At 74.3% G+C, this 13,176-nt stretch carries 15 protein-coding genes; 11 read left to right on the top strand and 4 right to left on the bottom strand.

Annotation, left to right across the window (positions count from 1 at the left end):
• Positions 1 to 6: 6 nt before the first annotated feature.
• On the bottom strand, positions 7 to 576 hold the full coding sequence (locus BMY04_RS17330; RefSeq protein ID WP_091184003.1) for a DUF308 domain-containing protein: 570 nt from the start codon (positions 574 to 576) through the stop codon (positions 7 to 9).
• Between the two features lie 142 nt (positions 577 to 718).
• On the opposite strand from BMY04_RS17330, the gene BMY04_RS17325 reads away from it, so the two are divergent.
• Entirely contained in the window at positions 719 to 1,369 is a 651-nt protein-coding gene (locus BMY04_RS17325; RefSeq protein ID WP_091184001.1) for a TetR/AcrR family transcriptional regulator, read from the top strand.
• Between the two features lie 449 nt (positions 1,370 to 1,818).
• Positions 1,819 to 2,019 carry a hypothetical protein gene (locus BMY04_RS17320; protein ID WP_091183997.1) on the top strand — a complete coding sequence of 67 codons (201 nt, stop codon included), beginning with the start codon at positions 1,819 to 1,821 and terminating at the stop codon, positions 2,017 to 2,019.
• Between the two features lie 16 nt (positions 2,020 to 2,035).
• Here the strand turns inward: BMY04_RS17320 and BMY04_RS17315 are convergent, their stop codons facing one another.
• Positions 2,036 to 2,506, bottom strand: a complete 471-nt coding sequence (locus tag BMY04_RS17315; protein ID WP_139209932.1) for a hypothetical protein — start codon at positions 2,504 to 2,506, stop codon at positions 2,036 to 2,038.
• Positions 2,507 to 2,589: 83 nt separating this feature from the next.
• Between BMY04_RS17315 and BMY04_RS17310 the strand changes: the two genes are divergently transcribed.
• Entirely contained in the window at positions 2,590 to 3,132 is a 543-nt protein-coding gene (locus BMY04_RS17310; RefSeq protein ID WP_091183989.1) for a hypothetical protein, read from the top strand.
• Here the strand turns inward: BMY04_RS17310 and BMY04_RS17305 are convergent.
• Positions 3,071 to 3,397, bottom strand: coding sequence for a putative quinol monooxygenase (locus BMY04_RS17305; protein WP_091183985.1), 327 nt, complete (start codon positions 3,395 to 3,397; stop codon positions 3,071 to 3,073). The two genes, BMY04_RS17310 and BMY04_RS17305, sit on opposite strands and share 62 nt — an antisense overlap.
• A 148-nt stretch (positions 3,398 to 3,545) precedes the next feature.
• On the opposite strand from BMY04_RS17305, the gene BMY04_RS17300 reads away from it, so the two are divergent.
• The 3 genes from BMY04_RS17300 to BMY04_RS17290 are packed head-to-tail and all read left to right on the top strand — an operon-like array spanning position 3,546 to position 6,503.
• Complete coding sequence (locus BMY04_RS17300) at positions 3,546 to 4,967, top strand: FAD-binding oxidoreductase (protein WP_198410235.1); 1,422 nt, start codon at positions 3,546 to 3,548, stop codon at positions 4,965 to 4,967.
• Positions 4,964 to 6,220 carry a (Fe-S)-binding protein gene (locus BMY04_RS17295; protein ID WP_091183982.1) on the top strand — a complete coding sequence of 419 codons (1,257 nt, stop codon included), beginning with the start codon at positions 4,964 to 4,966 and terminating at the stop codon, positions 6,218 to 6,220. The genes BMY04_RS17300 and BMY04_RS17295 overlap by 4 nt, the downstream gene beginning before the upstream one ends.
• Positions 6,221 to 6,254: 34 nt before the next feature.
• A complete protein-coding gene (locus BMY04_RS17290; RefSeq protein WP_091183979.1) occupies positions 6,255 to 6,503 on the top strand; it encodes a hypothetical protein in 249 nt (82 codons plus the stop codon).
• Positions 6,504 to 6,561: 58 nt separating this feature from the next.
• Here the strand turns inward: BMY04_RS17290 and BMY04_RS17285 are convergent, their stop codons facing one another.
• Positions 6,562 to 7,566 carry an NAD-dependent epimerase/dehydratase family protein gene (locus BMY04_RS17285; RefSeq protein ID WP_139209929.1) on the bottom strand — a complete coding sequence of 335 codons (1,005 nt, stop codon included), beginning with the start codon at positions 7,564 to 7,566 and terminating at the stop codon, positions 6,562 to 6,564.
• A gap of 98 nt (positions 7,567 to 7,664) precedes the next feature.
• Between BMY04_RS17285 and BMY04_RS17280 the strand changes: the two genes are divergently transcribed.
• From BMY04_RS17280 to BMY04_RS17260, 5 genes are all read left to right on the top strand, one after another.
• On the top strand, positions 7,665 to 8,147 hold the full coding sequence (locus tag BMY04_RS17280; RefSeq protein ID WP_091183974.1) for a pyridoxamine 5'-phosphate oxidase family protein: 483 nt from the start codon (positions 7,665 to 7,667) through the stop codon (positions 8,145 to 8,147).
• A gap of 191 nt (positions 8,148 to 8,338) precedes the next feature.
• A complete protein-coding gene (locus BMY04_RS17275) occupies positions 8,339 to 9,361 on the top strand; it encodes a 1-aminocyclopropane-1-carboxylate deaminase (RefSeq protein ID WP_091183970.1) in 1,023 nt (340 codons plus the stop codon).
• Positions 9,362 to 9,564: 203 nt separating this feature from the next.
• Positions 9,565 to 10,179 (top strand): TetR/AcrR family transcriptional regulator, encoded by a 615-nt coding sequence (locus BMY04_RS17270; protein ID WP_091183966.1) that lies wholly within the window; start codon positions 9,565 to 9,567, stop codon positions 10,177 to 10,179.
• Positions 10,176 to 10,937 carry an ATP-binding cassette domain-containing protein gene (locus BMY04_RS17265; RefSeq protein WP_170854197.1) on the top strand — a complete coding sequence of 254 codons (762 nt, stop codon included), beginning with the start codon at positions 10,176 to 10,178 and terminating at the stop codon, positions 10,935 to 10,937. The genes BMY04_RS17270 and BMY04_RS17265 overlap by 4 nt, the downstream gene beginning before the upstream one ends.
• On the top strand, positions 10,937 to 13,099 hold the full coding sequence (locus BMY04_RS17260; RefSeq protein WP_198410234.1) for a YhgE/Pip domain-containing protein: 2,163 nt from the start codon (positions 10,937 to 10,939) through the stop codon (positions 13,097 to 13,099). Before BMY04_RS17265 ends, BMY04_RS17260 begins: the two co-directional genes overlap by 1 nt.
• The last annotated feature ends 77 nt before the right edge of the window (positions 13,100 to 13,176 follow it).

Genomic DNA, 13,176 nt, shown 5'->3' with positions numbered 1-13,176 from the left:
GCGCGGTCAGCGGGAACCGTTGCCCCGGACCCGGTGCAGGCGCAGCGCGGAGACGAGGAAGAAGATCCCGCCGAGGGTGGCGTAGCCGGCGAGGCTCGTCAGCGACGCGGCCGAGGTGCCGGACTGCGCGACGAAGGCGGCACCGGCGAGCACGGAGATGCCCCCGCTCAGGATCATCGGCCACTGCCCGCCCAGGGACGTGCGTCGGCCCAGGGCGACGACCAGCTGCACCACTCCCGCCGTGATCGCCCAGGCACCCCAGACGACGAGCACGGCCCGCAGGCCCGAGGTGACGGCGTACGCCAGGGCGAGGACCGCGAGCAGGCTCAGCGCCATGTTCACGACCAGCGCCCGGGTGGGCCTGGTCGCTCGCGAGGCGCGGTGGTCCACGACCGCGGCCACGAGGTCGACCAGCGGGTAGAGCAGCAGCAGGGCCCCGGCCCACGGGCCGAGGCGTGACGCGGTCAGGGCCAGCACCAGCGCCCACACGACCGCGAACGCGAACCGCGCGAGGTAGAGCGAGCGCAGGGACGCCTCGACCGGACGGGTCGGTCGAGGGGTGTCGACGGTCGTCATGGAACGTCCTCCGTGGGGGTCGGGTCGTCGACGCGGCGTCGCCGACCGAGGAGGGAGAACGGTCGTTCTCCCTGTCGGTCTGAGCATGGCACCGGGAGGGCGGTTCCGCAAGAACGACCGTTCTTTCTAGTAAGCTGGTCCCATGCCGAGCCTGGTCAGTGCAGTCGCCACGCCGGCCTCTGGGGACGCGGACACCGGCAGCCAGGTGTCCGGCGGCGAGCGGCGGTCCGAGGCCAGAGAGCGGCTCCTGCGTACGGCCAGCCGGTTGTTCTACGACGAGGGGATCCGGGCCGTCGGGGTCGAGCGGATCCTCGCCGAGGCGCCCGCGACCCGGGCCACGTTCTACCGCCACTTCCCCTCGAAGGAGGACCTCGTGCTGGCGTACCTGCGCGGGGTGGACGCCCAGACCGTTGCCGCCGTGCACGCGGCCGTCGCGGGATCGTCGTCACCGGCCGACGCGGTCCGCCTGATCGGCGCCGCAGTCGCCGACGACCTCGTTCGGCCCGAGTTCCGGGGGTGCGCCTTCCTCAAGGCCGCCGCCGAGTACGCCGACCCGCGGGACCCGGTCCGGCAGCTCGTGCTCGCGCACCGGGACTGGTACCGCACCGCGCTCACCGGGCTGTTCTCCGAGGTCTTCGCCGACTCACCACGACGGGGCCGCCCGGAGGACGCCGCGCAGCACTTCGTGATGATGCGCGACGGCGTCATGAGCGGCGCGCACCTCGACGGCGTCGACCAGGCCCGCGAGGCGTTCCGGCGCGGGGTCGAGGGCCTGCTGACCCTGCTCCACTGAGCCGGAGGGCAGGCCGGCTCCGCCCCCTGACCTCGTACGGCTCGCCCGGGGCTCTTCGGCCGACCGCCCGGGCCGCATCCGCCTGGACGGACCCGCAGGAATGCACGGACAAGAGCTCCAGCGGCGGGTACCAGCCCGGGACTCCAGGTCTCGCGTTGTCCGAAGAGCACAGCGGAGGCCGACCGTTCCGTCTCGCGCGTGCACGGCCGACGGCACGCCGGCCCGACGAGCCCAACCTCGTACGGGTAGCTGCCCGACCCCCCGGCAGGCTGGCGCACCGCGAGACGGAACGGCTTGCACCTCGCTGACCCACCCGGGGTGACGAGCGCGGCCAGGCCGCCCAGCGTCCTGACTCGGGCGCGCCGAAGGGCTGGCGGCTAGTAGGTTCGCGGGTCCCGGCTCCGCCGCCCCGACGCGGCCGGTCCACCGAACCCGAGCAGGAGCCCGACATGTGGGTGTTCTTCACCGCGCGGCTGCGCCAGTGGCTGATCCTCGCCGTCGCCGTCCCGCTCGCCACCGTGCTGGTGCGGACCATCCGGCGCTCGATCGAGAAGCGCACCGGCCAGACCCGGCTGACCAGGGGGCTCGGCCAGGTCGAGAACCTCGGTCGCCGCGCGCGCCGCAAGGAGCGCAAGCAGCGCAAGCGCTGACCGCGCGCGGCGTCGCTCAGGGCGTCCGCGACCGCAGCCGGCGCAGCCCGCGCGCGAGCGCCACGACGACGCGCCTGCGGCGGGCCCAGGCGAGGACGCGACGGACCCGCGAGCGGCGGAACGGCTCGTCCTCGGTCCCGCCCAGCAGGTCGACGGCCAGCCGGCGGACCCGGCCGGCCAGGTCGTCCTGCTCGACGTCCCACTCCTCGTACGTGCGCCCCGCCACCCGCGCGACGTCGAGGTGGGTGCCGAGGACGACGACGTGGTCGGCGACATTGAGGGCCTGAGCGCTGAGGCGCTCCTCGCTCGCCGGGTTGAGGCCCATCTGCACGAGGATGTCGTCGCCGCGGCCACCGGGGTCGGGCCGCTGGGCGCCGGCCGTGCGGATCTCGACGCGGTCCCCGACCAGCCGGCGCAGCATGCTCGCCGCGATGTCGGGCGAGCTGGCGTCGTCGCCCACGAAGAGCACCCGCGGTCGTTCCTGCACACCGACACTCTGCCGGGCCGGGGCTCCCGCCACCACCGCCCGCGCGGCTTGCCACGCTCCGCGGGCCGGACGACCATGGCCGGGTGCGTGCGTTCCGTCGGGACCGGCCCGAGCCGGACGGCTTCCTACGGCCGTACCGGATCGGTGCGGTCGTGCTCGCGGTGTTCGGCGTGCTGTGCCTGCTCGTCGTCGTGCAGTCGCCCTCGGTCGTCTACTGGACCGGTCAGCGGGTGCGGGGCACCGACGAGGGCGGCATCGTCTACTACACGGTCGCCGGTGAGGAGCGCTCACTCGACAGCCACCGGCCGGCACCGCCGCGGCCGGTCGCCCGGACGGTGTACGCCGATCCCGCCGACTCCAGCCGCGACCGCCTGCTGACGCCCGTGAAGTGGCTCGACGCCGCGTTCGTCGTGCTGCCGTTCGGCGGAGCCGGGACGACGCTCGCCGTCGGGATCGCGCGGCACCGCCGCTGGCGCGGGCGGATGGCCGCGGACGAGCAGGGCCGCCGGCAGCGGGCCACCGAGGCCTGGCACGCCGACGGCCGACCGGGCCCGAGCCCGGGGGTCACCCCCGGGGACGGATCTCGGCCATCTCGTTCCACCCGGTCGCGTCGATGGTCTCGCTGATGATCTTGGGCGTGGCGCTGACGTAGTCGGGCAGCATGTCGACCGCCTTCTTGAAGTGGTCGCTCTTCACGTGCTCCCCGCCGGCCTCGCCGTCGCGGAACCCCTCGACGAGCACCCACTCGTTCGGGTCGTCGGCGCTGCGCGACCAGTCGAAGAAGAGGTTCCCGGGCTCGCCCCGGGTGCCCTCGGTGAAGTCGTCGACGATCGAGCGCCAGTCGTCGGCGAACTCGGGACGGACGGGCCACTTGACGACGATGAAGATCACGGGTGCTCCTTCGCAGGTTCCGACTCCGACGCCGGACACTCTGCCGCGTGCCCGTGGACCGCTGCCGCCCGGGGGCGGGTGCGTACGCTGCCGAGGTCGGCGCGGACGCCGCGGCCGGCGCCGAGGCCGTCAGACGGAGGTGGTCGGTGTGGCGAGGGCGAGGCAGCTGCTGGACGCGGTGCGCCCGGGTGGGCCGCCGCGCGGGCTGGTCGCGGACCTCGCGGCCGTCGTCGGCCGCGACCACGTGCGCTGGACCGCCGGCGACGTCGCGCCCTTCGGCCACGACGCCACGCCGCTCTTCTCCGGGCGGCCGGACGTCGTGGTCTTCCCGGGCAGCACGGCCGAGGTCGCCGAGGTGCTGCGGATCGCGTCGGCGGCGGGCGTGCCCGTCGTGCCGCGCGGCGCCGGGTCGAACCTCTCCGCCGGCACCGTTCCGCTCCGCGGGGGTGTCGTGCTGGTGCTGACCCGCCTCGACCGGGTGCTCGAGGTCAGCCGCGACGAGCTCCTCGTCGTGGCCCAGGCGGGCGCGACGACGGCGGAGGTCGCTGCCGCGGCGGGGGAGCAGGGCCTGCTCTTCGCGCCGGACCCCGGCAGCCGGACGGTCTCGACCGTCGGCGGCAACGTCGCGACCTGCGCGGGCGGGCTGCGGGGGCTGAAGTACGGCGTCACCCGCAACTACGTCCTCGGCCTGGAGGTCGTGCTGCCGACCGGAGAGATCATCCGGACCGGCGGCCGGCTGTGGAAGGACGTGGCCGGCTACGACCTGACCCGGCTGCTCACGGGCTCGGAAGGCACGCTCGGCGTGATCACCGAGGTGACCCTGGCGCTGCTGCCGATGCCGGCGACCGCGAGCACCGGCGTCGCGTACTTCGACGACCTCGCCACCGCGAGCCGGGCCGTGTCGGCCGTCCTCGGGGCGGGCGTGGTGCCCGCGACGCTGGAGTTCCTGGACGCGACCTGCATCGCGGCGGTCGAGGACTTCGCGCACCTCGGGCTGCGGACGGACGCGGGGGCGCTGCTGCTGTTCGGCGACGACGGCGAGCCCGACGTCGTCGCCCGGAACCTCGCCCGCATGGGTGAGCTCTGCACCGCCGAGGGGGCGCTCGACGTCACCCTGGCCCGCGAGGTCGCCGAGTCGGAGGCCCTGCTCAGCGCGCGGCGCTGCACCCTGCCCGCGCTCTCGCGGGTGGACTCGCTGCTGGTGCTCGAGGACGTGACGGTTCCACGGCCCCGGCTGCCGGAGATGGTCGACCGGATCGCCGACGTCGCCCGGCGCCACGACCTGACCGTCGGGACGTTCGGTCACGCCGGCGACGGGAACCTGCACCCCACGGCCGTGCTCGACGTCCACGACGAGGCGGCGGTCGGGCGGACGCACGCGGCGTTCGCCGAGATCTTCGCCGCGGCGATCGACCTCGACGGGACCATCACGGGCGAGCACGGCGTCGGGGCGGCCAAGCTGCCCTACCTGCGGGCCCGCCTCGGAGACGACCAGCTCGCCCTGCTGCGCCGCATCAAGACCGCCTTCGACCCGGCCGGGATCCTCAACCCGGGCAAGCTCGGCTCGTGACCCCCGCGCTCCCTGAGCCTGTCGAAGGGCCCGAGCCCGAGGGTCGCGGGATCTTCCCCGCCGAGCTGCTCGACCGCTGCATCTCGTGCGGCTTCTGCCTGCCGGCGTGCCCGACGTACGCGCTGACCAAGGAGGAGAAGTCCTCCCCGCGCGGGCGGATCGGGCTGATGCGGATGCTGGAGACCGGCGAGCTCGACGAGGACGACCCCACGCTGCAGCACGAGGCGTCCTTCTGCCTCGGCTGCCGCGCCTGCGAGCCCGTCTGCCCCGCCGGCGTTCAGTACGGCCAGCTGCTCGAGCACTGGCGCGACCACCAGTGGCGCGGGGTGCACGTGCCGCCCGTGGCCGCCGCGCTGCGGGAGGCCGTCGAGCACCCGAAGCTCATCGAGACCGCGGGGAGGCTCGTGCCGCACGGGCGCACCGAGGCGTCGCCCGTGGGCGCTGCGGAGGACCGGACGGAGCGCGCGAGCCTCATGCTCGGGTGCTTCGAGCGCGGGCTGTTCCCGCGGGTGAGCCGGGCCGCGCTGGCGCTGCGCCCCGAGCTGGAGTGCCCGTCCGACCAGGGCTGCTGCGGCGCGCTGCACGCCCACAACGGCGACAGCGCGACCGGCGTGGCGCTCGCCGAGGCGCTGGGGGAGCGGCTGCCCGGCACGATCGTCACGACGGCCGGCGGCTGCGCGGGCCACCTGGCCCACGTGCTCGGCGACCGCGTGCAGGAGCTGTCGGTCTACCTCGCGGCCCACCCGCGGGACGAGCCGCTCGGCGAGGTCCTCGTCGACGGCCGCCGAGCCCGCGTCGGGCTGCAGGACTCCTGCCACCTGCGCAACGGGCTCGGGGTGTGGGAGGAGCCGCGGGCGCTCGTCGCCGAGGTGGCCGACTACGTCGAGGTGCCGGGGGCGGCGTCGTGCTGCGGGTCGGCGGGGTCGTACTCGCTGCTGCGCCCGCGCGACAGCCGCCGCGTCCTCGCGCCCAAGCTCGACGCGATCGAGGCGCTCGACCTCGACCTGCTCGTCACCGTGAACCCGGGCTGCCAGCGCCAGCTCGTCACCGGTCTGCGGCGGCGTCGGTCGCGGACGAGGGTGCTGTCGCTCGCCGAGCTCCTCGTCCTGGCCCGCGGGGGCCCACCGCCGCGGCGGCGGTCGTGGCGCCTCCGTCGCGGCGGCGCGAACGACGAGCCCGGCGAGCTCGCCGCGCACCTGAACGACCGCCCGGCCCCGGACGACCCTGGTGCCGCCGGAGCCGGACCGGCCTGACGCGGCGCTCAGGCACGGGCGGCAGGATGGGCGCGTGCCGAGCAACGGGATGCTGATCGTCGGGTTCGACCTGGACCGCCACGTGTGGACGGCCAAGGTGCCCGACCACGAGCCGCTGGAGGGCTGGTCGGCGGTGTTCGCGTACCTCGACCGCCAGGGCTACCGGATCGTCTCCTCCTGCGTCGACTACTACGACGCGCGGGTCGCGACCGACATCACGCCGACGTCGCCCACGTCGCTGGACGCCCGGATCTACCGGCTGTTCATCGTCCGCGAGGACTGAGCCCACCCGTCGGAGGAGATCGGGCCGGGTGGACGCGGTCGGATCGCCTCCGATCTCCTCAGTGCCGGCCGACGAGGTCGACCAGCGCGGGTTCCAGGCGGGCGAAGGTTCCGTCGGTGAGCGCCGCCTCGTCGGCGTCGCGCGCCCAGGCCAGCGTGTCGGTGGCGAGCTCGAGCGGCGTCGAGAACGTCAGCCCCGCCGCGAGGGCCTTGGACGAGTCGATCGCGAGCTGCGGGATCTGGTCCTCCGGGAACCAGAGCGGCCGCTCCTCCTCGTCGATCCCGAGGAGCTTGCGCCGCATCAGGTCCTCCGGTGCGACGACCGTGTCGAGGTCGTCGAGCGAGCCCGCGCCCGCCGCGACCGCGCACGCGTCGAGCACCGCGCGCAGCGTGTCCGGACGGCCCGGGCCGACCGTGTTGTAGGTGCCGCCCCGACCCTCGGCGAGCATCCGTACGCACCAGGCGGCGATGCTGCGGGCGTCGGAGTACTGCACCGGCCGGTCCAGGTCGCCGGCGACGAGGACGGTCTGCCCCAGGGAGCCGTTGACCGCGCCGGCGATCCGGACGGGCCAGTAGGTGTAGCGCGTCGAGCGCGGGCCGACCATGATCCCGACCCGGGGGAAGAACGACTGCTCCCCGAACCGCTCGCGCACGGCGGCCTCGCCCGCGAGCTTGGCCAGCGAACGTTCCTGGAGGCGGTCGGTCTCGAGCCCGGCCGTCCGCACAGGCGCGGTCTCGTCCGGCACGTCCGGACCGGTGGGGGCGTACACGCTCATGCCGGAGACGTAGCCGTACGTGCCGACCGAGCCCGCCAGCAGACCCGCCGTCGCGGCGATCGCGGGGGCGCCGTCGTCGGTGTCGTTGAACGTGTCGAACGCCGCGTCCCACTCCCGGCCGCGCAGGCCCGACAGGTCCCCCTGCCGGTCGCCCGTGACCACGTCGACGCCCTCGACCGGGGCCGTGCCCGAGCGGCTGAGCACGGTCACCTCGTGCCCGGCGGCCAGCGCCGCCGTCACGACGTGGTAGCCGAGGAAACCGCCGCCGCCCAGCACCAGGAGTCGCACGCCGCGAGGCTAGGCGGCACCTGGGCGACCGGTGGCGCCGGGGCGGTGGGTAGCGTCGATGACGAACTTCCCGCAGGACCGACGAGAGGAATGCCGCCATGGCCACCCCGGACGAGATCGCCAAGCTGGTCGACCTGACCAAGGACATCAAGATCGCCATGCTCACCACGGTCGAGGAGGACGGCGCCTTCGCCGCCCGGCCGATGGCGCAGCAGGCCGTCGAGGCCGACGGCTCGCTCTACTTCTTCACCGAGCGCGACTCCAACATCGTGCGCAACGTCGCCGCCAACCCGCACGTCGGCGTCGCGCTGAGCTCGGCCGACACCTGGGTCTCGATCAGCGGCACCGCCACGGTCGTCGACGACGTCGCCAAGAAGAAGCAGCTCTGGAACGCCGGCGTCGAGGCCTGGCTCCCGCAGGGCCCCGAGGACGCGAACGTGGCCCTGCTGCACGTCGACAGCGAGTCCGCGGAGTACTGGGACACCCCCGGCGGCCGCGTGGCGACGATCTTCAGCTTCGTGAAGGCCAAGGCCACCGGCGAGCCGTACGAGGGCACCGAGGTCAAGAAGCTCGACCTCTAGGTCGCGGTTCCTGCCGGGGGTGCAGCCCCGGTCACGGTGGCCTCAGGTTCTTCACGTTCACGTGAAGCTCCGCGGAGACCGTACGAACCTCGTACTGACCGCAGCAGATCTGCTGCGGTCAGTGCTGGTTTTTCACGTGAACGTGAAAAACCTGTGACAGACGTGACCAGCCAGTGGGGCAGAGTGCGGCCATGAGCCTCGCCGACTTCGCGCGCTACCCGCTGACCTTCGGGCCGAGCCCCGTCCACCCGCTGCGGCGGCTGACGGAGCACCTCGGCGGCGCGCAGGTCTGGGCCAAGCGCGAGGACGTCAGCAGCGGGCTCGCGTACGGGGGCAACAAGACCCGCAAGCTCGAGTACATCGTCCCCGACGTGCTCGCCTCGGGCGCCGACACGCTCGTCTCCATCGGCGGATACCAGTCGAACCACACCCGCCAGGTCGCCGCCGTCGCCGCGCACCTCGGCCTCGGGTGCCGCCTCGTGCAGGAGCACTGGGTCAACTGGGACGAGCCCGGCTACACCGACGTCGGCAACCTCCTGCTCTCCCGCGTCATGGGCGCCGACTCCCGCCTCGACGCCGCGGGCTTCGACATCGGCCTCCGCCAGTCCTGGACCGACGCGCTCCGCGAGGTCGAGGAGGCCGGCGGCACCCCGTACGGCATCCCGGCCGGCGCCTCGGAGCACCCGCTCGGCGGGCTCGGGTTCGCGGGCTGGGCGTACGAGGTCGAGCAGCAGGAACGTGAGCTCGACGTCTTCTTCGACACGATCGTCGTCTGCACGGTCACCGGCTCGACGCACGCCGGGATGATCGCCGGGTTCGCGGCGCTCGAGGACGCCGGCGGCCGGCCGCGCCGCGTGCTCGGCATCGACGCCAGCGCGACGATCGACAAGACCCGCGACCAGGTCGGGCGCATCGCGCGCCACACCGCCGACCTGATCGGGCTCGAGCGGGTGCTGCGCGACGACGAGATCACCGTGCTCGAGGGCTGGGCCGGCGACGAGTACGGCGTCCCCGTCGACTCGACGATCGAGGCCATGAAGCTCAGCGGCCGCCTCGAGGCCATGATCATCGACCCCGTCTACGAGGGGAAGTCCATGGCCGGCCTGATCGACCTCGTCTCCTCCGGCGAGATCGGCCGCGACTCGACCGTCCTCTACGCCCACCTCGGCGGCCAGCCGGCGCTCAACGCGTACGCGAGCCTCTTCCCGGGCTGAACCGCTCCACCCCGCCCGGCAGCGCCGCACCCCGACCGCCGCTCCGCACCCCTCGACCTGCCGTCGAACGGTAGGTTGCGGCGCCTTTTCGGGCGCGGGAGACGCGGCAACCTACCGCTCGGCGTCGGGGGTGCGCGAGATCACTCGATACCAGTGGTACTGAAACGGATCCTCTCGATACTCTGGGTATCGGAAGGAGCGCCATGACCGTCACACCCCGGGTCCGCCCGCTGCGCGCCGACGTCCGCGAGCAGATCGTCAGCGCGGCCGGCGTCGAGTTCGCCGAGCACGGGTACGCCGGCACCTCGGTCGCCCAGGTGGCCGCCCGTGCGGGCTACACCAAGGGCGCCGTCTACTCGAACTTCGGCGGCAAGCCGGAGCTCTTCGTCGCCGCCGTGCAGGACTACTTCGCCGAGACGGTGGTCGCGGCCGTGGCCGAGACGCTCGGCGCCGCCTCCTCGGCGCCCGCGGCGACCCGCACCCGCGCGATGGCCCACGCCCTGGCCGACAGCGTGCTGCGCGGCGAACGGTGGCCGGTGCTGCTCGCCGAGTTCCGGACCGTCGCGACGCAGCAGCCCGAGCTCGCCGACGTGTACGGCGCGCTGCGGACGACCCAGCGCGCCCAGCTGGCCGAGGCGTTGCGCAGCGCCGCCGAACAGCTGCCGTTCCGCGAGGGCCTCGACCTCGAGGTCGCCGCGGCCCTGCTGCTCACCTGCGTGCAGTCGCTCAGCGTCGAGGGCGCCGCGGCGCCCGAGGCGATGCCCCGACCGCTCGCCGAGGCGCTCTTCGCCCACGTCCTCGAGGGGATGCTCGCGTGACCGCCGCCGTCCCGCAGCCCGAGACCGAGACCGAGCCCGCATCCGTACCCGCGCCCGAGCCCGAGCCCGGACCCACCCCGCCCCCGCTGCTCGAGGCCGAGGGCCTCTCGCTCGTCGGGCCCGAGGGCCCGGTGTTCACCGACGTCTCGTTCGCCGTCGAGCCCGGTCGGGTCACGCTGCTCGTGGGCCCCGCGGGAACCGGCCGCTCGAGCCTGCTCCTCGCGCTCAGCGGCCGCATGCAGGGGACGACGGGCCTCCTGCGTCACCACGGCCGTCCCGTCCGCAGCCGGCGCGACCTGCGGAACCTCCGCCGCGCCAGCGCGGTCGCCCGGGCGGCCGAGCTCGTGGTCCCGGAGGCGCGCCTCAGCGTCGCGGAGTCCGTGGCCGAGCGCGCCCTGCTCGACGGCGTCCGGCCCGCCGCCGCCGAGCGCGCATTCGTCGCGGCCGAGGAGCTCCTCGACGTGCGCCTCGACCGCACCCTCCTCGTCGAGCAGCTCCCCGCGTACGAGGTGACCGCCCTGTGCGTCGCGCTCGCCCTCGTCCGCCCCGCCGAGCTGGTCGTGCTCGACGACCTCGACGCCGACCTCGACCTGACCGACCAGCGGCGCCTGCTCGACGCGCTCGTCCGGCTCGCCGGCGGCTCGACCGGCACCGGCGGCACCGCCGGCCCCGCGGTGGTCGCCACCTCCACCGAAGCCCGCGCCACGCACCCCGACGCCCTGCTCGTCCCCCTCGCTCCACCCCAGGAAGACCGCTGATGTCCCCGCAGAACCCGCTGTCCCACCTGCCTGTGCTCGGCCGCTTCGAGCTGCAGCGCTTCAAGGGCCGCCTCCCGCGGCTGGCGCTGGTGTTCGTGCTGATCGTGCCGCTGCTCTACGGCGCCATCTACCTCGCCGCGAACTGGGACCCCTACGGCAAGCTCGGCCGCCTGCCCGTCGCCGTGGTGAACGAGGACGCGGGCACGACGTACGGCAAGACCGACGTGCACGCCGGCGACGACTTCGTGGAGAACCTGCACGACCAGCGCACCTTCGACTACGTCGACGTGACGGCGGCCGAGGCCGACCGCGGGCTCCGCGAGGGCGACTACTACCTGGCGATCACGGTGCCGCCGGACTTCTCGCGCGACCTCGTCAGCGGCCAGGGCGACGACCCGGAGCGGGCGAAGATCATGCTGCGGCGCAACGACGCCAACGGCTTCGTCATCGGCAGCATCACCAACAGCGCGCAGAACGCCATCGCCCGCTCGGTCGACGAGTCGGCCTCCGCCAGCTACTTCGACGCGGTGTTCGCGAACCTCGCCAAGATCAGGAGCGGGCTCGCCGACGCCGCCGACGGGGCCGACCGGCTGCACGACGGCGCTTCCTCCGCGAACCAGGGCGCCGGTCGGCTGGCCGACGGCACCCGTACCGCGGCGGGCGGTGCCGACGACCTGCACGCGGGCGCCGGTCGGCTGGCGAGCGGCCTGCAGACCGCCCAGGCGGGGTCCGGGGACCTCGTCACCGGGATCGACCGGCTGCACACCGGCGCGGGTGACCTGGCCGACGGCTCGGCGCAGGTCGCCGACGGCACGCAGCAGCTGAACGACAAGGTGCAGCCCGTGCTGAAGGTCGCCGCCCGCGACCTGCCGAAGGTGGAGCAGCAGACCAAGGACACCGCGAACGCGCTCGACGACCTCGCGCAGACCGCGGCCGGGCGTACGGGGTCCATCAGCAGCGACCTCTCGACCGTCGACGCCGCGCTCGACTCGCTCGCGAAGGACAACCCGGAGCTCGCCGACGACCCGGCGTTCCAGCGGGCCCGGCAGCGCGTCGAGGACGCCTCCGGCAAGGCCGACGTCATCGCCGGCGACGTCAAGGAGGGGGCCGCGCAGGTGCACCGTGCCAACCGGCTGGTGCAGTCCGCGGGCGACCTGGCCGCTCAGGCGAGGAAGGCCAGCCGCGACCTCGACCGGCTGAACGACGGCGCCCACGACGTGGCCTCCGGCGCGAAGACGCTCGACCGCGGCTTGGGCAGCGCCGAGTCCGGCGCGCGGCGGCTCGACACCGGCATCGGGACGGCCGCGACCGGCGCGGTCCAGCTCCGCGACGGTTCCGGGTCGCTGGCCTCCGGGCTGCACGACCTCTCCGACGGGGCGGCCAGCCTCCACACCGGCCTGGGCAAGCTCGACAGCGGCTCCAAGACGCTGGCGACCCAGCTGCAGAAGGGCGAGGACCGGATCCCGTCCCCGAGCGCCGACGAGCAGAGCCGTGCGGTGCAGGTCCTGTCGTCCCCGGCCGACGTCTCGATGACCGTCGACAACGCGGCCGGCGTCTACGGCCGCGGCCTCGCGCCGCTGTTCTTCTCGATCGCGCTGTGGGTGTTCGGCATCTCCGCGTTCCTGGTCGTGCGCCCGATCTCAGGTCGTGCGCTCGCCGGGCGGGCCAGCGCCGTACGCCTCGGCCTGGCCGGCTGGGCCCCCGTCGGGGCGATCGCCGTCGCCGCGGGCTGGCTGATGCTCGGCGTGGTCTGGCTGGCCCTCGGCCTCGACCCGCAGCACCCGGCCCTGGCCATCGGGGTCGTGACGCTCGGCTCGATCGCCTTCTCCGCCTTCGCGCACCTGATGCGGACGGCCCTCGGGACGGTGGGCGCGAGCCTGCTGCTCGTCGCGCTGATCCTGCAGCTGGCCGCGGCCGGCGGGACCTACCCGGCGGCGATCCTGCCCGGCTTCTTCGCCACGATCCACCCGTTCCTGCCGATGAGCTACCTCATCGACGCCTTCCGGGTGGTGGTGTCGGGCGGCCTCGCCGCGCACCTGGCCCGCGACGTCGCGGTCCTCGTCGGCATGGCCCTCGCGGCGCTCACCCTGACCGTCGTGACGGTCGGCCGGCGGCAACGGTTCCGGGTCAAGGACCTGCACCCGCCGCTCGTCGCCCCCTGACGCGCAGCTCCTCCGCCCCTCACCTCTCCCGGAAAGTGGTCGGTCCCGGGCCCGTCTACGGCGTGTCGCAGCGCCGG

The sequence above is a fragment of the Microlunatus flavus genome (assembly GCF_900110855.1).
Classification (GTDB): domain Bacteria; phylum Actinomycetota; class Actinomycetes; order Propionibacteriales; family Propionibacteriaceae; genus Microlunatus; species Microlunatus flavus.
This window is presented reverse-complemented; position numbering and strand designations above follow the sequence as displayed.